The sequence below is a fragment of the Salipaludibacillus sp. CUR1 genome (genome assembly GCF_021028955.1).
Taxonomy (GTDB): Bacteria; Bacillota; Bacilli; order Bacillales; family Salisediminibacteriaceae; genus Salipaludibacillus.
This window is the reverse complement of the sequence record NZ_JAIWPE010000016.1, coordinates 106,397-127,000: the sequence shown is the minus strand read 5'-3', so window position 1 is coordinate 127,000 and position 20,604 is coordinate 106,397. Positions and strand designations below refer to the sequence as shown.

The following is a 20,604-nucleotide window of genomic DNA, read 5'->3' as shown; positions in this document are numbered from 1 at the left end:
CGCGGCAAGCGAGTGTATTTTTGAACAAGCAACCCATAATAATATGAGATATAAAAAAATGGCTCTCACATTAGTGAGGGCCATTCTTATTCACTGGGTTTTGTCCCAGCCTCTTTCTATATGCTCGCTATTCTTTTGTCCCATCTGCTTTCCTTTATTAAAATACTCCAATAGAACTTAAGAATATAATGAAAATCGCTACAGGCGCAAAGTACCTTAAAATGATCACCCATCCATTTCCTAAAGCGGTGTCTCCGAAGTCGGAAGCTTCCAGGGCATCGGCTTTTTTCCAGCCCCACCCGACAAACAAGGCGATAAGCAAACCGCCTAAAGGCAGAAAGACATTTGAGGCGATAAAATCCATAGTATCTAATATATCTCTGCCAAAGAAGGTTACCCCCGAGAGTGCCCCCATTCCAAGTGAGGAAGGAATTCCAATTAAGAAAATAATAAATCCGATAATTAAGGCTGCTTTCTGGCGGGACCAGCTGAACCTCCTCATAAAATATGCCACAGCCACTTCTAACAAAGAAACACCGGAAGAAACGGCAGCCGCACTGAGAAGGAAAAAGAACAGAAGCCCGAAAACCACGCCGGCTCCAAGGCTGTCAAAAATTCCAGGAAGCGTTATAAAGACAAGACCTGGACCTGAATCGGGTTCAATCCCAAAAGCAAATACGGCAGGGAAGATCATCAAACCGGCAAGGATGGCAAATAACGTATCCAGACCTGCCACACTGACAGCCGCTCCGGGCAGTTTATCTTTTTTCGATAAATAACTGCCATACGTAATTAAAGCCCCCATTCCAAGGCTTAATGAAAAGAAAGCCTGGCCTAAAGCCGCTAAATAAACTTCAGGGTTAGCGAGCTGGCTCCAGTCAGGAGTGAAAAGAAAATCCAGAGCCTCCTGGGCGCCTCCTAATGTTAAACTGTAACCGGCAAGCAGAATCACTAAAATGGCCAGAAGAGGCATTAAAATTTTATTTGCTTTTTCAATGCCTTTTTTCACCCCTACATAGACGATTCCTACAGTCATCCCCATGAAAATAAACTGCCAGAGCAGAGGTTCAAAGGTACCTGTATGAAAAGCGACAAAATAGTCGGCGAATCCTCCTTCTGCACCTATGGCAGGTCCCCCGCTCAAATACTGGACGAAGTAATGCAAGGACCACCCTGCTATAACCCCATAAAAAGACAGAATAATAAATGCTGAGGCAACGCCAAGAAAACCTGCAACAACCCAAGGCTTACCAGGGGTAATTTCCTGGAAAGAGCCGACCACATCACTTTGGGCTCTTCGTCCAATTGTAAATTCTGCCATTAAAATAGGAATTCCAATAGCTAAAATACATAAAATATAAATAAGTAAAAATGCAGCTCCTCCGCTTTCACCCGTCACATAAGCGAAGCGCCAAATGTTGCCCAGACCAACGGCTGATCCCATGGCTGCCAAAATAAATCCGAGCCTGGATCCCCATTGCTCCCGACCATTGTTAAAGTCACTCACAACAATTTCCTCCTTTAAAACGTTGAAGTGTAAAAATAATTGCATTTCATACTATATCATAAAACTAATAATATGTGTCAGTTAATTTTGATTTTTCGGTGAAATGTAAGAAGTGAATTATTACCATCTCGAAATAGTAAAGTTAAATATTGTCACAGATGGACTTTCATGAGAAAATTCAATAAACAGAAAATTCAAATTATAAAGGGGAAGTGTATGTTTTAAGAAGGTATCGTGTAAGGAAACGGGGGTGTGTGAATGGGACTGACTGCAGCTGATATTGTAGCGTTGCCAATTTTAAAATCGGCACAAGTTAAAGCAGGCGGTGACTTGCTGGATAAGAAGCAGATTGAGTGGATTTCAGTTATTGAAATGCCTGTTGAAAATTTCGTAAGAGAAAACGAATTTGTATTAACAACAGGACTTGGTTGCCACGGAGATCCTCAGTTACTTGAACAATTTGTGAAAGATGTCATTCAATCAGGAGCCTCCGCTTTAGGGTTTGCTACCGGAAGATATGTGTTTGACATCCCTGATGAAATTCTGAAAATAGCAGGGGAGCATGATTTTATTATTATAGATATCCCATGGGAAGTCCGTTTTGGTGATATTATGCAAATGGTTCTGGAAGAGATAAACGAGGATAAAAAATCAGAACGCCAAAGAACAGAGGAAATCAGGCAGGAACTGATTAATGATGTCCTTCAGAACAAGGGCCTTCAGGAGATAGCAGAAGCACTTTACAGACATATTCGCATACCTGTCGTTATTACCGATTATACGAGGCTCATCCGGGCTTCCAAAAATGTGGAGAATAACACACTCCTTAAATTCAAAAACAATGAAAAAAAGACGGCTGCGCCTGCAGAGTCTTCAAATGTTACCTATATGGAACACCCATTGTACCCTCATATAGAAGAGTACGAGGTAGGAGGGGAAAAGTGGTATCAGATTTTAATAGCGACTAACCACAGGAAGCAAGGTTTTCTTTGGTTTAAGCTTGAAAAAGAAGAAAGTCTGACATGGTTTGTTATGAATGTGCTGGAACACGCGCTTACCGCATGCGCTCTCTATTTTTTAAAAGAGAATGCCATTGAAATGACAGAAATCCGGCTGAAGGATAATTTTATATTACAGCTTGCAAAACAGCAGCATGCTGACCAGCAGCATTTAAATTCTAAAGCTGAACTGCTCGGCTACGATTTAAGTTTAACGTATATTTGTATTGCCGGTGAAATCAGACTTAAAGAGGAAACATCTTTAGTGCCGAAGCTTAAAAGGGATAATCCCCCGACCTCATCTTTACAAAGCCTCAATTACTATATCCAGAAAGAGATTACAAATGCAGGTAAATTAATCGGGCGAAAAACAATGGCCACTTTTGATGAAGGGGAAGTTATAGTTTATTTAGAAACGGATCATCATTTACACACCGAGACGGCTAACCAGTTCCTGGATACGATCGAACGGAGGCTGAACGAACTGTTGACAGAAGTCGAGTTAACGTGGGGAATAGCTGCTCATAAGAATGCAAATGGCGGGTTTTATGAAAGTTATCAGGAAGCTAAAACAGCTTTAGAAATAGGCAAACAGCAGGCTGGAATTGGAGAAAGGACGTTTTTTAAAGATACACGAATAAACAGAATGCTTATGGCTATCTCTGGTGAAGAGGCCATTAGAAAAATTGTGAAAGATACGATTCAGCCGTTAATTGATTATGACCGGAAACGGCAGACCGATCTCATCCACACCTTTATGACATATAACAAATATAAAGGAAATGTCAGCCAGACAGCCAGAGCCTTAAATCTGCACCGGCAGTCTCTTCTCTATCGCCTGAGAAATATCGAATCATTAACACAGCTCTCGCTCGTTAATTCAGATGACATTTTCTTACTTGAGCTAAGTATCAGGCTGTGGACTCTAAGAAAAATAGAATAATGTCCCCCCTGTGCCCGTTCATTCCTGGAATGATCGGGCTTTTCACTATGCGAATGTGTATAAAAAAAGTCAAAAATATTTCATACACTTTGCACATTACATCTCTCACCTTTTTTTAATACATTAACAATAAGAAATATCTAAAAATTCTGTTAATAAAAGAGAGGTGTTAAAGATGCTGCCGTTTGATTTTCTGGAATATCAAGATCGCCTGAAAAAAACAAAAAAGAAAATGGAAGAAAGAGGCATTGAAGTGCTTCTCGTTACTGATCCGGCTAATATGAATTACTTAACAGGTTATGATGCCTGGTCATTTTATGTCCATCAGATGGTGGCCATTGTCATTGATGAACCGCAGCCTATATGGTTAGGACGTTATCAGGACGCGAATGGGGCAAAAGTGAAAACGTGGATATACGATGAAAATGTTATTGCCTACCCGGACTACTACGTCCATTCAGATAAATTTCATCCAATGGATTACATGGCGGAAATTCTTACGCAAATCGGCCAGGGGAACAGAAATATCGGCGTGGAAATGGACCATTATTATTTTTCAGCCAAGGCGTTTGAACGGCTAAAGAAAGGTCTGCCTAATGCTGTATTTAAAGATGGAGACTTGCTTGTCAATGAAGTAAGGCTGATTAAATCAGACCAGGAAATCGGGTACATGAAAAAGGCAGCAATACTGGCAGAAAGGGCGATGCACCACGGAATTGAAAGTATACGTGCCGGAGTCAGAGAAAGTGAGACAGCGGCTAAAATTTCTTATTATATGATTTCAGGAACAGAAGAATTTGGCGGTGAGTACGCTTCTATCGTCCCGCTGCTTCCTTCCGGAAAAAATACAGGCATTCCTCATTTAACGTGGAGTGACAGAAAATTTGAAGACGGTGATTCAGTTATTGTAGAACTGGCCGGCTGTTACCAGCGCTATCACGTGCCGCTGGCAAGAACAGTCAACATTGGGGCTCCGTCGCCTCACCTTGAAAAACTCGCCCCAGTCGTCGCAGAAGGAATTAACCACGTGCTTGAGAAGGCTAAACCAGGAGTGACCTGCGGCGAAATAGAGGAAGTCTGGCGTAAGAGTATCGGGCGCTACGGCCTCGAAAAAGAAGCACGACTGGGATATTCCGTAGGTCTAGGGTATCCGCCTGACTGGGGCGAGCATACGGCAAGTTTGAGGCGCGGTGATAACACAGTGCTTCAGCCGAATATGACTTTTCATCTTATTCCGGCTTTATGGTTTGATAAATACGGTATTGAAATCAGCGAAACATTCAGGGTAACTGAGAAAGGATCAGAAACGCTGACAAACTATCCAAGAGACCTGATTATTAAGCACCCCTTTATATTTAATCAGCATGAAGGCGAAATTTCGTAAATACAAGTGATTAGTAAAGCCTGGCAGCCAGGATTGAAGAAAGGAATAAGGCAGTTTACAGCTGCCTTTAAATATTTATTCAGAGGAGGAATGGACATGAAAGAACCTAGAATCTCTACAAAATCCATTTGGGCAGGAGAAAGCGACTATCTCGCATTCGGAGCAACTCAAGTACCGGTTGTCCACAGTGTATCATTCGGCTATAAGGACATGGACGAATGGTATGACGTAGCAACGGGAAAGAAAGAAGGGCATATTTACGGCAGAAATACGAATCCGACTGTCCAGGCCTTTGAAGATAAAATAAGAATTCTTGAAGGAGCAGAGGCGGCAACAAGTTTCTCTACCGGGATGGCTGCAATCAGCAATACGTTAGGCACATTTCTCTTCCCTGGCGACAGAATTGTGACAATAAAAGATACGTACGGAGGAACAAATAAAATATTTACGGAATTTCTCCCAAAACAGCAGATTGAAGTGGTTTTATGTGAAACAGGAAATCATGAAGAAATCGAAAAAGAGGTCGCCAAAGGGTGCCAGGTGCTTTATTTGGAAACACCTACAAATCCGACAGTTAAGATTACAGACATTGAGCGTATGGCGAAAGCAGGGAAAGCGGCGGGGGCTCTGGTAATAATTGATAATACTTTTGCTACCCCGGTTAATCAGAACCCGCTTGAACTTGGGGTCGATCTGGTTATTCACAGTGCGACCAAATTTTTAGGAGGACACGCAGACGCCTTGGGAGGAGCTTTGTGCGGCCCTGCAGAACTGGTGGAGAAAGTCTTCCACTACAGGGAAATAAACGGGGCTACCCTCGATCCAATGGCCGCGTATCTGTTGTTAAGAGGGATGAAAACGCTGAAGCTGAGGATTGATAAACAAAATGAGAATGCAATGGAAATAGCCTCCTTCTTAAAATCACTGGAAATGGTCGACTCTGTCTTTTATCCAGGCTTGGCAGAACACCCGGGCCATGAGATTGCTCAGAAGCAGATGAGAGGATTTGGGGGCATGCTCAGCTTTTCTGTTAAAGGTGGTATTGAGACAGTCCGGCATCTTCTGCCAAAACTTAAATATGCTAATCGTGCAGCAAATTTAGGAGCGGTAGAAACAATTGTTGGTCCGGCACGTACGACCAGCCATGTGGAATGCACTCCGGAAGAACGGGCAGCTGTAGGCATTGCTGAAGGATTGATCCGTTATTCAGCAGGAATTGAAGATGTTGAAGACTTAAAAGAAGATTTAAAACAGGCATTTGCATCGCTTCCCAAAAGCGTATCTGTTAAAGGATAAATGCTGTTTCTTACCAGAGATCCAATCAGGAGGTGAAACCTGCTATGAAAATCGCGTTTATAGGGTTTGGCGGGGTGGGCCAGGCGCTCGTGAAAATTATAAAAGAAAGAAAAGAAAAGCTGAGTAAAGAACTTGGTCTGTCTCCTGTCATTGTAGCTGTGGCAGATATGATGAAGGGTTCGGTCTATGATCCTGACGGACTGGATGAAGAAACACTGCTGGAAACCGTGTCCTCCCATAACCATTTAGAGAATTATCCGGGGCGTTCATCCACAATAAAAGGATGGGATAATTTTCAAACAATAAGAGAATCGAACGCCGATGTCATTATAGAAGTCACCTATACAGATGTGAAGACGGGCCAGCCAGCAATTGATCATTGCAGAGCCGCTTTTGAAAGTAAAAAAAGTGTCGTGACAACAAATAAAGGACCAGTGGCAATTGCCTACAAAGAATTAAGTAAACTGGCTGAAAAGAACGGCGTCTTCTGGGGATTTGAAGGAACAGTAATGAGCGGGACCCCCGCGCTCAGGCTGCCGTTTACTACCTTGGCTGGGAACGAAATTAAAGAAATAAAAGGTATATTAAATGGGACGACAAATTTTATGCTGACTGAAATGGAGAAAGGATTAAGTTATGAGGAAGCTTTAAAAGCCGCTCAGGAAAAAGGGTATGCAGAAGCAGATCCTACTAGTGACGTGGAAGGATTTGATGCCAGATATAAAGCAGTCATTCTGGCAAATGTCGTAATGGGGGCATCGCTGACAGCAGATGATGTCCCGTGCGAAGGAATTACAAAGTTGACGAGAGATAGGCTGCAGGAAGCGTTGGATAACAACCGGCATTGGAGGCTTGTCGCTAAAATCAAACGGACAGAAGATGGCATAGAGGCCTCCGTAAAGCCTGAACTCCTCAACCATGATGATCCGCTGGCTACCGTAGGGGGAGCGACAAATGCTATTACGTATGACTGCGATCTGGCTGGTCCGATTATGCTGACCGGGGCAGGAGCGGGCCGGGTTGAAACCGGCTATTCTCTGCTGATTGACCTGGTTCATTCCCAGAAAGGCAGTCATTAAATTAAACGGAAGAAAGGTGGTGCGTCGGGAATGCAGACGAAAGTTCGTACTGAAAAAATGTTCATTGCCGGAGAATGGGTGAGCGGAAAAGACACCTTTAATGTGAAAAATCCGCAGAATAGCCAGGTGATTGCTAAAGTTCCATTAGCCAGCAGTAAAGATATGCTGACAGCAATCGAAACAGCACAGGATGTTTTCCAGCATCTCTCTTCATGGCCAGCCCATGAACGGATAAAGGTTTTGAATGGAGCAGCCGATTATATTGAGGGGAATCATGAAACTTATGCGAAAACCATTGCTTTGGAAGGAAGTAAAACGATCAATGAAGCCAGAGGAGAAGTAAAAAGAGCTGTGCAGACTATCCGGATCAGCGCAGAGGAAGTAAGAAGAATCCGTGGCGAAACAATTAATTTTGATCAGAGGGAAGGCAGTGAAAACAGAACGGGCTACCACTACCGATTTCCGATTGGAGTAATTGGAGCAATTACACCGTTTAATGATCCTCTGAACCTGGTTGCCCATAAAGTCGGTCCGGCCCTTGCTGCGGGTAATCCGGTCGTCGTGAAGCCTGCTTCCGCTACTCCGTTAAGTGCTCTTCTGTTAGCTCAGGCATTTGATTTCGCAGGTGTTCCAAAAGGGTTCTTATCAGTAGTTCCCGGAGCGGGTAAAGATATTGGCGAACCTTTGGTGACTCACCCTGCTGTTAAGATGATTTCGTTTACCGGGGGACTTGACGCAGGCAAAAAGATCGCCCACCAGGCAGGGCTGAAGAAGGTGGGAATGGAATTAGGTTCCAATTCCCCTGTTATTGTATTAAAAGATGCCTGCATGGCTGAGGCGGTGGCCAATTCTGTCTCAGGCGCCTTTTCAGCAGCCGGACAGAATTGTATAGGAGTCCAGAGGATTTTAGTAGAAACACCGGTTTATCATGAGTTTGTATCTTCATTTACGGAACGGACGAAAGAATTGCAAACCGGGGATAAAATGTCTGAGTGGACCGATATAGGGCCTATGATTAATGAAAAAGAGGCGAGAAGGGTGGAAGACTGGGTTCAGGAAGCGGTCTATGAAGGGGCTGTTATTGAAACAGGAGGAATAAGGAATGGCGCCTTCTATGAACCTACTGTTCTAACCAATGTTTCCAGCGACTCTAAAATCTATAAAGAAGAGGTTTTTGGTCCTGTCGTGCTAATTGAAGCAGTTAAAGATTTACAAGAAGCAGTCAAACGATCCAATGAAGTAAACTATGGGCTTCAGGCTGGTATTTTCACTATAAATATAGATAACGCGTTTTACGCTGTACACCATCTTCATGCAGGCGGGGTTATGGTTAATGACAGCAGTGATTACCGCATTGATGAAATGCCTTTCGGAGGAGTAAAAGGGTCAGGGCTTGGAAGAGAAGGGGTCCGCCATGCCATTAATGAAATGACGGAGCCTAAGGTTGTTTGCTTTAAACTTAGCTGATGGAACGGCGGAAGTCAGGAGACTGAGACAAAAGAATAGCCACCTTGAGTAAATCCGACGATATCTTATGAATTTTTCTGTTACAAGTATTCATTTCAGTCCGCCAGGTGGATGCTTGCCCAGGGGCTTGTCTTCAGCTAAATTCAACTCAGCCTGCAGCTTCGTTGAATTGGATCTTCAGACTTCGCATAATCCCTTGGGCGTCACCACCTTCTGTCCTTCAATCAAACTAATTTTTTTCATTTTTTTCTAAGAGGCAGCCTTCTTCTTGATAGGCTGTCTTTTCTTTTGGACGGTCAGAAGGACAGAGAGTATCACGAGCAGCATTCCTGCAGCCTGCCAAATGGTCAGCTTATCATTAAAAAGAGCAGTACCAACAATGATGGCGACTACAGGTTCCACAGTGGACAAAATAGCAGCTCGGCTCGATTCTACGTAGGTCAGACCATAAGTATAAAAGGCGTAAGCGAGAACGGTTGCAAACAATGCAAGTCCCAGCCCGTTCATAATCACACCTGGTTCTGCAAATAATTCCGCTTTAGTCCATAATTGGCTTGTAGGCACTAAAAAGAACGAACCGAAGAGCATGGAATAGGCTGTAATGGTTAACGTGTGATACCGGCTGCTGACATATTTTCCGAATATGCTGTAAAGGGCGTAGAAAAAGCCTGAGGCTAAGCCGAATAAGATAATCGTCGCGCTTACGTTCAACTGGCCGGCAGGAAGAAGGCCGACAGTGAGGCTGCATCCGGCAAGCATTAAAATTAATGCGGTTACTTTATTGCTTGTAAATGGTTCCCCAAACGTAAAGCGTGATATAACAGCTACGAAAACAGGCCCCGTATAGAGAAGAACAACGGACAGTGAAAGGGAAGCCTCATTCATTACCGTAAAGAAGAAGTAATTAAAGAAAGCAATACTGACAATTCCTGTTCCCGCAAAAAAAGGCAGATCTTTTAGTCTGACTTTTAAGAGCGCGCGTTTTTTTAATATTAAATATGTAAAAATTAAAACCGTGGAAAAGGTTAAACGGATACCGACTACTTCCCAGGGGGTGAACCCATACACATATAAATACTGGACAAAAAGGCCTGTTATTCCCCAGAGGGCAGCACCGATAATAACCATTAAGTAAGCTGTTCTCACTTTCAACAGAAGCCCTCCTTTTTACGAGATGGTATCATCCTGTTTTTTATAATGTTCTTATACTGCAGGCTGTTGAGCTGTCTTTCGGATTTTCATAAAAAGAAGAAGAGTCTTTCCCAGCTTTATGGAAAGACTCTTTTATCATACCATCATTTATCTTCGTTGTGCCAAATCATTGCTAAGGTGCCTTCTCCGGCGTGAACGGCAATAGAGGAGCTGATCTCCCCGATAAAAATATCAAGTTCAGGGAAGAGATCTTTTACCTTTGATTTCAGTTCCTGTGCTTTACTTTCTATATTGCCGTGCATAATCTGCACCTGATTTATACGGTATTTATTGTAGGATTCACCCAGAAGTTCCAGCATCCGTTTAACCGCTTTTTTCTCTGAACGGACTTTCTGGAACAACTCAAATTCTCCTTCCGGTGTAATCCGTATAATCGGTTTAATTTGCAAAAGGTTTCCAAGAAGGTATTGTGTGCCTGACATTCTTCCGCCTTTATAAAACTGTTCCAGGCTTCCAAGCAGAATGTAGTTCTCTGAACGCGCGGCAGCCTGCTGAAGCACCTCTTGAATCTCCTCAGGCGGCACCCCCTGTTCAGCTAATGTCATTCCTTTTTCAATCAGCGTTGTAATGGCATAAGACATCGAGCAGGAATCTACAAGCTGAACATTGAAATCTGCTATATCTCTCCCTGAAGCTGAACTGTTATATGTTCCGCTTAATTTTTTGGAAATATGGACTGCAACCGCAGCATCATAGTTTTCTTTAAGCTTTTCATAAAGTTCGGCAAACCTTCCGGCTGAAGGCTGAGATGTTTTCGGCACCTCTTTATTTGAACGGATTCTTTCGTACAGTTCTTCTGTAGTTAACTCTACACCATCTTCAAATGCCTCTCCGTCAAATATAATCGAGAGCGGAAGGACATAAACATCAGGATGTTCTGAAAGTTCTTTAGTTATATAAGCCGTGCTGTCTGTCACCCAAGCAATTTTTTTAGTCATAAAAATTTCAGCTCACTTTCCAATTTCATCGAAGTTAGTTTTATTATACAATTATTTAAAATTTATACCAAGTACTAATAACTGACATTAACCTTTTTGCTTAAAAATAGCACTAAATACTCGTATAGACTGGATGACCTGCTATATAATGGAAGTGGTTAATAATTTAAGAGGAGGTCTAAGATGATAAATGAAGCCACTCTCATTATTCTGCTTGTTGTGTTGATGATGATGAATTTTTTCAGTGTAGGCTATTTATTTTTCGTACTGATAGATAAAATCCAAATGTCAAAAATCAAAACCACTTTTTATATCACTTTCCAGACTGTGTTTACTTTTATACTCGCGCTGGCCATTTACCACTTTTTTCTATCCCGTTTTACGGACCCTGCCCATCTCGATTTTCCTAATCTCAGGGATTACAGTTTTTATTATGTTGTCGGCTGGAATGTATTTTTTGCTGTCCTGGCAATTTTATATATCGCTAATGCGGTTATCCACCATATCTACGCGAAAAAGAAGGAGGCTGCATTTTAACTTGCTGATAAATGTAGTATAATTAAGGATAGTGTGTATGCGAAAGGTGTGGAGATGCAGGTGAGAAAATTAAGTCAAGTGGAAACTGCACTTAAATCAGCGAAAGCATCGCTTGCTGTTGAAGGGTTAACGTTGAGCGAAAGGCAGGAACAACTTGTGAAAGATCAGCTGCTCGGCAGGATCAGTCATGATGCCTTTATGAAAAAAGCACTGGAACTGACCCGCAATGAGTAAATATGGAACGGGGGAATCAGCGTACTGTTATCCTGGGACAGAAGTGCTGATTAACCATTTTAATATTAGGGAAGAAAGACAGCTGAGGCAAATGGATGCGGTGATAACTTCAAAAAGACTGACCGAATTAGAGCTTCAGCCTGTAACCGGGGGTTTTAACCTGGAGCATTTAAAAGCTATTCATTATTACATATTTCAGGACATTTATCCTTTTGCAGGAAAACTGAGAGTGGAAAATATCTCTAAGGGAGGGTTTACATTTGCTCCTGCCCTTCATCTGGAAGAAAGTGCAAAAAATCTTTTTACAAGAATTCAAAACGACGTATGGCAGAATCGTAATCATGAAGATATGGCGGCTCTTCTTGCTTTTTATCTGGCGGAGATTAATGTACTGCACCCCTTTCGAGACGGAAACGGCCGTTCCTGCAGGGAATTTATCCGGACTTTGGCTCTGGACGGAGGATTTGTGCTTGACTGGGCAAGAGCAGATGAAAAAACGATATTAAAAGCATCGATCGCGTCAACGACACGGTTAGGCCCTTTGAAAAAAGTCATGAATCAGCTGATTTATCAGGAGGTGTCAGGCAGCCCTTAGCATGTTGCCGGCACCTTTTTTAGTGTTTCAGAATAATATGAAACAGCAGACTGAAGTTAGGGGAAAAAGGTGTTAAAGAACTAACCAAAAGGGTATGCTTAGTAGAAAAAGGCAGTATTTTTAAAATAAGGAAGGAGTTCACAGCTATGATAGTTACAATGGTATTATTCATATTTACACTTATCGCCTGGATTTTACCGGTTACGGTTAAAACAAAGGGAAGTGTACATATGCTTCAGGTGAATTCCTACAGGAACGAGCAGTATACAAAGTGGATGGGCAGTCATCGCTCAAAAGTGTTTTTGAGGCTGGAAGTCCTTTATGCGCTGCCCCTTGTTTTACATGTTGTCACTGATTCAGTAACAGTTAGTCTGGGAGCGGCTATTGCGGTATTCGTTCTCTTATTTTTTAATAATTTAAGCAACAAACCAGAAGAAAAGAAGAGTTTGGTCTATACCCCGCGGGTTCAGCGTCTACTGGGGGCGACTTATATTATTTACGGGCTGACGGCTTCTGTCTCTATTAGTGTTGCAGCGTTTTTCAGTATTTTTGCGGCCCTGTTTATTCTCATTTTAGCGGCTGTTTTCCCTTATTATATTGTCCTTATTGCCAATACGATTAACCGCCCGATTGAGTCAAGGATCAGTCGGAGGTTTATTAATGATGCCGAAAGGCTTCTTAAAGCCTCACCCGGCCTGACAGTGATCGGAATAACAGGAAGCTTTGCCGGAGCAAATGTTAAACACTTTGTTCAAACAATATTATCTTCAAAATATAACGTTTTGATGACCCCGGAACACCATACTTCAAAATTTGGAATTGCCCGCACAATTAATGAACAGTTAAAATCTTACCACGACATTTTTATTGCTGAGATGAGTGCGGAGCAAGAAGGAGATATCAGGGAGATTTGTGACCTGGTGACTCAGAAGTACGGTATATTGTCAGATATTTATGCACAGGATCCTGACACACTTGAAAACATGAAAAAAACAAAGTATCAAATAGTGGAAACACTTCCTGAGCAGGAGGGAGCGGCTTTTTTAAATATGGATGATGAAAATATAATGTCCTGGGAGCCGAAAAATTCCTGCAGGAAAATATATTACGGGATAGACAGAAAGGATGCAGACCTCAGAGCGTCTAATATTAAATTTAGTGGTAAAGGCATGTCTTTTACGGTCACAACAGCTGATGGGAAAAAAGAAACTTTCATTACAAAACTTCTGGGCAGACATAATATTTATAACATACTTGCTGCGGCAGCAGTCGGGCTTGAAATGGGATTGTCTCTTAAACAGATGGCGGGAGCTGTAAAGAAAATGGCTGCTGTTCCGCACAACCTGGAGTTAAAACGTTCCTCAGGCAACATCACTATAATTGATGACAGTTATAATTCAAATCCGCTCGGTTCCAAGGCAGCCATTGATGTACTTGGACATATGGACGGTTACCGTATGCTTATTACTCCTGGAATCATTGAAACGGGAGGAAACGACTATGAGATTAATAAAGAATGGGCGCGCTATTCAGCGGACAAATGTGATTATATTATTTTAGTCGGTAAAAAACAGACAGAGCCCTTACAGGATGGTTTGAAAGAGGCCGGTTATCCGGATCAAAAACTGTACGTGGCTGAAAACCTCCAGGATGCAATGCAGCACATGAATAAAATGGCCCCGGATGACTCGATTGTGCTGCTGGAGAATAACTATCCGGAAACTGACTGAATCATTAGCTCGAGCTGCTTACTTTAGAACAGAAATTTACTTTATGTAAATGCTATATTAATCCCTCCTTTATTTGGGTATAGTCCCTTTTAAAGGAGGTTTTTTTATGGTTTTTAACACAGCAGCTGCACGCCGGAGAGGCTGTTTGACTTCAGTTATAATGGGGGCAGGTTTTTTGGCGGGATGCCAAACGGATAATACAATGCAGGAAAACGAACCTGACACCCAGGAGCATAATGAACAGGAGGGAGCTGATAACAGTCCGGAAGATCCTATGGAGGAAAACGAGTCTGGAACAGCAGAAGAGGGTATACATATGAATAATGTAACAACTGAGGACTGGGATGTTAAAGTCCTGGCTGAAAATCTTGAGATTCCCTGGTCTTTAAATATCCATGAAGAAACTGTATACATGACTGACAGGCACGGTAGGATTCTGGAAATAGAAAATGGGGAAACTGAACAAACAGAATTACAGACCTCTACTCCTGTAGCGCATGAAGGGGAAGGCGGATTATTAGGTTTTAAGCTTGCTGACGATTTCGCCGACTCCGGAGAAGCCTATGTTTATTATACATTTGAAGGAGAAAATGGCTCCCTTATGAACCGGGTAGTTAAAGTTAAAAAGGAAAATAATGATGGGTGGGCAGAAACAGATATTTTTATAGACGATATTCCGGGGGCTCAAATCCATAATGGCGGCCGTCTTGCCATTGGACCGGACGACATGCTCTACGCGACAACCGGTGATGCAGATGATCCTGATTTATCGCAGGATGAAGACAACTTGGCAGGGAGTATATTAAGAATGACTGCAGAGGGTGATATTCCGGAAGATAATCCTTTTGAAGATTCATACGTTTTCAGCTATGGCCACCGAAATCCTCAGGGGCTGGCCTGGGATGAAAATGAAGCATTTTACAGCTCTGAGCATGGGCCGGTAGGACATGATGAAATTAACTTAATTGAGCCGGGCAATAATTACGGATGGCCAGTCATAGAGGGGGATGAATCAAATGAAGGAATGGAAGAGCCGCTGATTCACTCTGGTGAAGATACATGGGCCCCGTCAGGCGTCACTTTCCGGGAAGATGACCTGCTTGTGACAGGTTTGAGAGGAGAAAGCCTTTATTATTTTGATGAAGATAATCAGGAAATGACTAAAGTATTTGAAGGAGAAGGACGTCTTCGGGACGTGAAATATAAAGATGGAGCTATTTACTTAATTACAAACAATACGGACGGAAGAGGTTCACCAGAGGAAAATGATGACCGTTTACTGAAACTGACTCTGAATGCAGATTGAAAGAACAGGGCAGAAAGATGTGTGAGAGCTGGCCATACTTACAAAAAGTTATATAGAGGAGCGGAAAAGGGAAGGCGCGGCCTATTGCCGCTCTATCTTTTTTAAAAATTATATGAAAACGATATCATAAACAACCCTTTTTATACACATGTGTTATGTCAGGAAATAGAGTTGAATTTTAAAAAAAATCAGGGAATATAAGTATTAAAGCAAAAAATAGAATATCGTAGATAAATAATTGGACTTTTGATAAACTCTAAATATGAAAAGGTTTTCATAAGCGGCTTTTATGCTTTAGGCAGTTATTAGATAGATTTATTAAAGGGAGTGGGATCATGAGCTGGAAAATTCAAGATAACCATGTGGATCAGGAACAGCTTCTAGTTAATGAAAGTCTGTTTGCTCTGGGAAACGGCTTTTTAGGCGTTCGGGGAAACTTTGAAGAAGGTTACACTGAAGACATGACTTCTATAAGAGGGACTTATATTAATGCTTATCATGATGAAACAGCAATGGAATACGGGGAAAAATTGCATGGCTTTCCGGACACGCAGCAAAAACTGGTCAATATCATTGACAGTCAAACCATATACATAGATGTTGACGGCGAAAGGTTCACCATGTTTGAAGGGGATATTCTTTCTTATACCCGCACCCTCCATCTGAATAAAGGCTATTCTGAACGGGAAATACATTGGAAATCGCCTTCTGGAAAAGAAGTGAAATTCCGTTTTCAAAGGCTCGTTTCCTTTTCCCGAAAAGAATTATTTACACAGAAAGTTACTATAGAGCCTGTTTCCCAAATAAATGAAATAGTTATTACTTCGGTTGTTAACGGAGATATTTCAAATTTTGTTGATCCTTCAGATCCCCGCGTAGCATCAGGGCATGCGAAAAGACTGCGCGTAATAGAAGCAGAGGCAGGAGAAACAGGGCCAACCGTATTAAACGAAACTTACGAAACGAAACTTAGAGTCTGCTGTGCCTCCAACTCGGTTATAAATTCCGGAGATTATAATTACAATGTGGTTGAAAACGGATCTTCCATAGAAGAAATTTTCCGTTTCACACCGGCATCCTCTGTGAGTTTTACGAGGTTTAATGTTTTTACGGATACTTACCGGCATGGAGAAGACCTGAAGCAGGCCGCATGGCATGTCCAAAATGAATTAAAGTCATCCACCTTTGAGGATTTAATAACCGAGCAAACGGACTATTTAAACGCTTTCTGGTCAAAAGCGGATATTGAGATTGAGGGGGATGACAGCCTGCAGCAGGGGATCCGTTTTAATTTGTACCAGCTCCTGCAGTCAGCCGGCAAAGATTCCGTCAGTAACATCTCAGCAAAAGGACTCTCCGGAGAGGGGTATGAAGGCCATTATTTCTGGGATACAGAAATTTATATGTTTCCAGTCTTTCTGATGACTCAGCCTGAAATAGCTAAACAGCTGCTTTTGCACCGATTTTCTCTCCTGGACGACGCTAAATCGCGAGCCATGGAAGTTGGACACAGGCAAGGAGCCTTATTTCCATGGCGGACGATTACAGGGTCGGAGTGCTCAGGTTTCTTTCCGGCAGGGACTGCTCAATACCATATAAGTGCTGACATTGCCTATAGTTTTGTCCAATATTATCTTGTTACAAAAGACGTGTCGTTTCTTCGTGATTATGGAGCAGAGGTTCTGGCTGAAACGGCAAGGTTATGGATCGATACAGGACATGAAAAAGACGGCAAATTCCTTATAGATGATGTCACAGGGCCTGATGAATACACGTGTATTGTGAACAATAACTTTTATACAAACGTCATGGCAAAAAATAATCTGAAGTGGGCTGTTAAATCGCTGGAACTTATTAAAGAAGCTGATCAACAGGCGTTCGAAAAACTTGCCGGTAAACTAAATGTTTCAGAAGCAGAAATTCGTGAATGGGAGCAGGCTGCTGAAAAGATGTATCTTCCTTATGATGAAAATTTAGGAATCCATGCGCAGGATGATACTTTTTTAAATAAGCAAGTCTGGAACTTGGAACAAACGCCAGCGGAGAAATTTCCGCTTCTTCTCCATTACCATCCATTAACTCTTTACCGTTATCAAGTGTGTAAGCAGGCAGACACGGTCCTGGCGCATTTCCTGTTGGAAGACGAAGCTGATCTGGAAACTATTCGGCGTTCCTATAATTATTATGAAAAGGTGACCACTCACGATTCGTCACTTTCCTATTGTGTATTCAGTATTATGGCAGCAAAGCTGGGCTATGACGATAAAGCATACAATTACTTTATTGAAACAGCCAGGCTGGATCTGGATAATACTCATAAAAATACGAAGGACGGCCTGCACATGGCAAATATGGGAGGGACATGGCTAGCGCTTGTTTACGGGTTTGCAGGTCTCAGAGTGAAAGAAGATTCCCTCTTGTTTAACCCTCGTCTTCCATTACAATGGGATAAGTTGAAGTTTACTATTCAATTTATGGAAAGGACTCTGCAAGTCAGCCTTCATAAAGGTAAGACGGTCTATACTTTAAACGAAGGAAAAGAACTTGTGATTAGTCATAAAGGAGAAAAAGTAACAGTATCCAAGGATGCGCCTGTGGAATTAAATTCTTAACAGCCCGCTGGACGAGGCTGGGACAAAAGAGTAGTAATCATAAAGGAAGCCGAACAAAAATTTTCGAATTTTGTTCGGTTTTTCTTTTTTGAGAAAAGGATTGATTTCAGTCCGCCAGGCGGACGCTTGCCCAGGGGCTTGTACCCTAATTATTTAATCTGCGGGTTCACTCTCGGCGAAGGCTTACACCACAGGCATAAGTGCAACATCTTCGCAGGGATCTTCGGCTAACCCCTTCACGTCCTGTGAAAACGCCGAAGTCACCACATCCGTGTGGAAGTTCGCTATATTTTCTTGAATCCACTGAAAAAGAGCTTATATTTGGAGAACGGATTTATATTTATTAGTTATCTGTATAAAGGAGTTAATGAGTCCTGCGCAAACTCGCTTTCCGTGGAGAAGTCGGCAAGCCGCTTCGAGCTTTGCTCTGCAGGGTCTTGCCTGACTTCCTTTACCACAGGAAAGAGCATTGCTTCAGTGACTATTCACCGATTTGTCTCGACGGATGCTGCTCCAGAGCGTAGCTTTCAGAGGAAGAGACAGTCTCGCTTGCTCCAGTCTCATTAACTACTTTCTTAATATAAATTGAATTATGGAGCATTGAAAAGTCGGTGAATGAACTTTTTCAGTGGCTTCGTTTTCTTACCCGAGAGCTTGTCTTCGTTCAAAACAATGTATTTAGCGGTGCATTTTTTTACAGACCGTTAAACTGGATCTTCTGACTGCGCTTAACCCCTGTGGCGTCACCGCCTTCTGACCTTCAATTAAAAAAAGCTGGGCTATTTAAATAATTGTCGTTTTTTTATTTGTCTGCGAATTATAGAGGTGAACAGGTTAGGAAACCGCGTATAAGGGAATAAGCAATTAAGCTTTTATATAGTCAAGGAGGAAACGCCAAAATGGTTGAATTTATATTCAATATACTCAAAGAGCTGGGATGGATCGGGTTAGCGATAGGAGTAGCCGTAGAAGCTTTATCTATTCCTTTCCCGGCAGCAGTATTTGTATTGGCCTACGGATATATATTAAATCCAAGCTGGACGCAAATATTTTTATTTTCCATCATTACGTCGTTGATTTATGTGGTGGTAAGTTTTGTTCCCTACTATGTAAGCATTCGTTACGAGTCCGTGGTAAGGAAAAAACTTCCTAAACATAAAGTCCGTTTTGCTCAGAAATGGATAGACCGTTACGGTGAATGGATGATAGCGGTCGGCCGGTTTATAGGCATGGGGTATATAACGTATATAGCCGGATTGAGCCGGATGAACATATGGAAATTTGCCGGTCTCACGTTCGCTGGTTTCTATCCGCTTTCAGTCATTATGTTTTATTTAGGCAACCTGGGGAATCTTGAAGTGATGGTAGACCGTCTGCAGCAGGTGCAATGGGCCATATATACAGTGTTGGGTATCGGCCTGGCTGCATATATCAGTTTCCGGTTTTACAGAAGGAAAAAATATAAAAATGGCAAACAGAAAGATAATTCTTCATGGCAGGCTTCTGCTGATTAATTCCTGCGATGGCTAAGTGCAGGACAATCAGGGGAAGCAAGGAGGGTATGATTGTTGACTGTTTATGCCTTATTTTAAGTACTGGCATCGGCACTCACATGATTCTTTATCGGCTTCTCTCATTAAAATTTAATCATTCTCTTGACATTATACCGGACAGGGTATACACTATGGATATAGTAATAATACCATATTGGGTATATAAATGAGGAGGAATTATAAATGAGTGAAGAAAAAAAAGACCAGGCTACAATGATTGTATTTGACGGAGATCTTGACAAAGCCATTGCCAGTTTCATTATAGCAACCGGGGCTGCTGCAATGGGTAAAAAGGTAACCATGTTTTTCACCTTCTGGGGGTTAAATGTGTTAAGGAAAGAGGAACATATAGATATTAAAGATAAGAATTTCCTTGAAAAAATGTTTGCAAAACTTATGCCTAGAGGGCCTAAGAACCTTAAACTTTCAAAAATGAATTATGGCGGAGTCGGCTCACATCTTATGAAAAAGATGATGAAAGAGCATAATGTATCTACTTTGCCTGAATTAGTTGAGCTAGCCCAGGAGCTTGAAGTAAACATGGTAGCCTGTACAATGACAATGGATGTTATGGGCCTTAAACAAGAGGAACTCATAGATGGCATAGAATTTGCCGGGGTAGCTTCATATCTTGCAGAAGCAGAAGATGCGAACGTCAACTTATTTATCTAAAAATAGACATGTATACAAGTGTCCGGACTGATAAAGGTCCGGGCATTTTTATAAAAATGAAATCTTTGTGAAAAAAACTGGGGCTTAACAGTGGCTAATGATAGATAGATGATTAAATATATAGTAAAATTAATACCACAATAAGAAGATTGTAGAAGCTAAACTCCTTAAATAGTTAGAGTATAAAGCATGATTAATGTAAAGGCGGTGTATTCAATGGAATATTCTAAAGATATGAAAAACAGGCTTAAGCGGGTAGAAGGCCAAGTCCGCGGGGTTCTGAGAATGATGGAAGAAGGCAAAGATTGCAGGGAGATCATTACTCAAATGAGTGCGATTCGGACAGCTATGGACCGTGCCACAGCTTATGTAGTAGCCAGAAACCTTGAAACGTGTCTTCGTAAGGAAGCAGAAAATGATGAAGAACGTGAAGAAGTTATTGAAGAAGCAATTAAGATGCTCGTTAAAAGCAGATAAACGTTATGAAGAACAGTGGAAGAAAACCAATCAGATGAATTGGTTTTCTTTTTATTTTGGTTAT

17 protein-coding genes are annotated in these 20,604 nt (G+C 41.9%); 14 read left to right on the top strand and 3 right to left on the bottom strand.

What is annotated here, in order from left to right:
- Positions 1-157 precede the first annotated feature (157 nt).
- Positions 158-1,507: a sodium-dependent transporter gene (locus tag K8O68_RS03605; protein WP_370640478.1), complete on the bottom strand. Its 1,350-nt coding sequence runs from the start codon at positions 1,505-1,507 to the stop codon at positions 158-160.
- Positions 1,508-1,765: 258 nt separating this feature from the next.
- Here K8O68_RS03605 and K8O68_RS03600 point away from each other — a divergent pair, with 258 nt between their 5' ends.
- The 5 genes from K8O68_RS03600 (at position 1,766) to K8O68_RS03580 (ending at position 8,674) form a co-directional block, all read left to right on the top strand.
- Entirely contained in the window at positions 1,766-3,448 is a 1,683-nt protein-coding gene (locus K8O68_RS03600; RefSeq protein ID WP_230895568.1) for a PucR family transcriptional regulator, read from the top strand.
- Positions 3,449-3,623: 175 nt separating this feature from the next.
- Positions 3,624-4,832, top strand: a complete 1,209-nt coding sequence (locus K8O68_RS03595; RefSeq protein ID WP_230895567.1) for a M24 family metallopeptidase — start codon at positions 3,624-3,626, stop codon at positions 4,830-4,832.
- Positions 4,833-4,928: 96 nt separating this feature from the next.
- Positions 4,929-6,128, top strand: a complete 1,200-nt coding sequence (locus K8O68_RS03590) for a cystathionine gamma-synthase family protein (protein ID WP_230895566.1) — start codon at positions 4,929-4,931, stop codon at positions 6,126-6,128.
- A gap of 44 nt (positions 6,129-6,172) precedes the next feature.
- On the top strand, positions 6,173-7,207 hold the full coding sequence (locus tag K8O68_RS03585; protein WP_230895565.1) for a homoserine dehydrogenase: 1,035 nt from the start codon (positions 6,173-6,175) through the stop codon (positions 7,205-7,207).
- A gap of 30 nt (positions 7,208-7,237) precedes the next feature.
- On the top strand, positions 7,238-8,674 hold the full coding sequence (locus tag K8O68_RS03580; protein ID WP_230895564.1) for an aldehyde dehydrogenase family protein: 1,437 nt from the start codon (positions 7,238-7,240) through the stop codon (positions 8,672-8,674).
- A 249-nt stretch (positions 8,675-8,923) separates the two neighbouring features.
- Here the strand turns inward: K8O68_RS03580 and K8O68_RS03575 are convergent, their stop codons facing one another.
- Positions 8,924-9,820: a DMT family transporter gene (locus K8O68_RS03575; RefSeq protein ID WP_230895574.1), complete on the bottom strand. Its 897-nt coding sequence runs from the start codon at positions 9,818-9,820 to the stop codon at positions 8,924-8,926.
- A gap of 149 nt (positions 9,821-9,969) precedes the next feature.
- Positions 9,970-10,824 carry a DegV family protein gene (locus K8O68_RS03570; RefSeq protein WP_230895563.1) on the bottom strand — a complete coding sequence of 285 codons (855 nt, stop codon included), beginning with the start codon at positions 10,822-10,824 and terminating at the stop codon, positions 9,970-9,972.
- A 183-nt stretch (positions 10,825-11,007) separates the two neighbouring features.
- Between K8O68_RS03570 and K8O68_RS03565 the strand changes: the two genes are divergently transcribed.
- The 9 genes from K8O68_RS03565 (at position 11,008) to K8O68_RS03525 (ending at position 20,540) form a co-directional block, all read left to right on the top strand.
- Positions 11,008-11,361, top strand: a complete 354-nt coding sequence (locus K8O68_RS03565) for a hypothetical protein (protein WP_230895562.1) — start codon at positions 11,008-11,010, stop codon at positions 11,359-11,361.
- A 54-nt stretch (positions 11,362-11,415) separates the two neighbouring features.
- Positions 11,416-11,595, top strand: a complete 180-nt coding sequence (locus K8O68_RS03560) for a hypothetical protein (protein ID WP_093054792.1) — start codon at positions 11,416-11,418, stop codon at positions 11,593-11,595.
- Positions 11,588-12,190: a Fic/DOC family protein gene (locus K8O68_RS03555; protein ID WP_230895561.1), complete on the top strand. Its 603-nt coding sequence runs from the start codon at positions 11,588-11,590 to the stop codon at positions 12,188-12,190. The genes K8O68_RS03560 and K8O68_RS03555 overlap by 8 nt, the downstream gene beginning before the upstream one ends.
- A gap of 146 nt (positions 12,191-12,336) precedes the next feature.
- Complete coding sequence (locus tag K8O68_RS03550; RefSeq protein WP_230895560.1) at positions 12,337-13,920, top strand: Mur ligase family protein; 1,584 nt, start codon at positions 12,337-12,339, stop codon at positions 13,918-13,920.
- Between the two features lie 106 nt (positions 13,921-14,026).
- A complete protein-coding gene (locus K8O68_RS03545; RefSeq protein ID WP_230895559.1) occupies positions 14,027-15,226 on the top strand; it encodes a PQQ-dependent sugar dehydrogenase in 1,200 nt (399 codons plus the stop codon).
- Positions 15,227-15,561: 335 nt separating this feature from the next.
- The gene (locus K8O68_RS03540) at positions 15,562-17,838 is read left to right on the top strand and encodes a glycoside hydrolase family 65 protein (protein ID WP_230895558.1); all 2,277 of its coding nucleotides are present in this window, start codon (positions 15,562-15,564) and stop codon (positions 17,836-17,838) included.
- A gap of 899 nt (positions 17,839-18,737) precedes the next feature.
- On the top strand, positions 18,738-19,352 hold the full coding sequence (locus K8O68_RS03535) for a DedA family protein (RefSeq protein WP_230895557.1): 615 nt from the start codon (positions 18,738-18,740) through the stop codon (positions 19,350-19,352).
- A 222-nt stretch (positions 19,353-19,574) separates the two neighbouring features.
- Positions 19,575-20,063 (top strand): DsrE/DsrF/DrsH-like family protein, encoded by a 489-nt coding sequence (locus K8O68_RS03530; RefSeq protein WP_230895556.1) that lies wholly within the window; start codon positions 19,575-19,577, stop codon positions 20,061-20,063.
- 216 nt (positions 20,064-20,279) lie between these two features.
- Positions 20,280-20,540, top strand: a complete 261-nt coding sequence (locus K8O68_RS03525) for a metal-sensitive transcriptional regulator (protein WP_230895555.1) — start codon at positions 20,280-20,282, stop codon at positions 20,538-20,540.
- The last annotated feature ends 64 nt before the right edge of the window (positions 20,541-20,604 follow it).

Bases quoted from the DNA above. Each gene is read 5' to 3' on its own strand.
- K8O68_RS03600 (WP_230895568.1), top strand. From the start codon at position 1,766: ATGGGACTGACTGCAGCTGATATTGTAGCGTTGCCAATTTTAAAATCG.
- K8O68_RS03595 (WP_230895567.1), top strand. From the start codon at position 3,624: ATGCTGCCGTTTGATTTTCTGGAATATCAAGATCGCCTGAAAAAAACA.
- K8O68_RS03590 (WP_230895566.1), top strand. From the start codon at position 4,929: ATGAAAGAACCTAGAATCTCTACAAAATCCATTTGGGCAGGAGAAAGC.
- K8O68_RS03585 (WP_230895565.1), top strand. From the start codon at position 6,173: ATGAAAATCGCGTTTATAGGGTTTGGCGGGGTGGGCCAGGCGCTCGTG.
- K8O68_RS03580 (WP_230895564.1), top strand. From the start codon at position 7,238: ATGCAGACGAAAGTTCGTACTGAAAAAATGTTCATTGCCGGAGAATGG.
- K8O68_RS03570 (WP_230895563.1), bottom strand. From the start codon at position 10,824: ATGACTAAAAAAATTGCTTGGGTGACAGACAGCACGGCTTATATAACT.
- K8O68_RS03565 (WP_230895562.1), top strand. From the start codon at position 11,008: ATGATAAATGAAGCCACTCTCATTATTCTGCTTGTTGTGTTGATGATG.
- K8O68_RS03560 (WP_093054792.1), top strand. From the start codon at position 11,416: ATGCAGGTGAGAAAATTAAGTCAAGTGGAAACTGCACTTAAATCAGCG.
- K8O68_RS03555 (WP_230895561.1), top strand. From the start codon at position 11,588: ATGAGTAAATATGGAACGGGGGAATCAGCGTACTGTTATCCTGGGACA.
- K8O68_RS03550 (WP_230895560.1), top strand. From the start codon at position 12,337: ATGATAGTTACAATGGTATTATTCATATTTACACTTATCGCCTGGATT.
- K8O68_RS03545 (WP_230895559.1), top strand. From the start codon at position 14,027: ATGGTTTTTAACACAGCAGCTGCACGCCGGAGAGGCTGTTTGACTTCA.
- K8O68_RS03540 (WP_230895558.1), top strand. From the start codon at position 15,562: ATGAGCTGGAAAATTCAAGATAACCATGTGGATCAGGAACAGCTTCTA.
- K8O68_RS03535 (WP_230895557.1), top strand. From the start codon at position 18,738: ATGGTTGAATTTATATTCAATATACTCAAAGAGCTGGGATGGATCGGG.
- K8O68_RS03530 (WP_230895556.1), top strand. From the start codon at position 19,575: ATGAGTGAAGAAAAAAAAGACCAGGCTACAATGATTGTATTTGACGGA.
- K8O68_RS03525 (WP_230895555.1), top strand. From the start codon at position 20,280: ATGGAATATTCTAAAGATATGAAAAACAGGCTTAAGCGGGTAGAAGGC.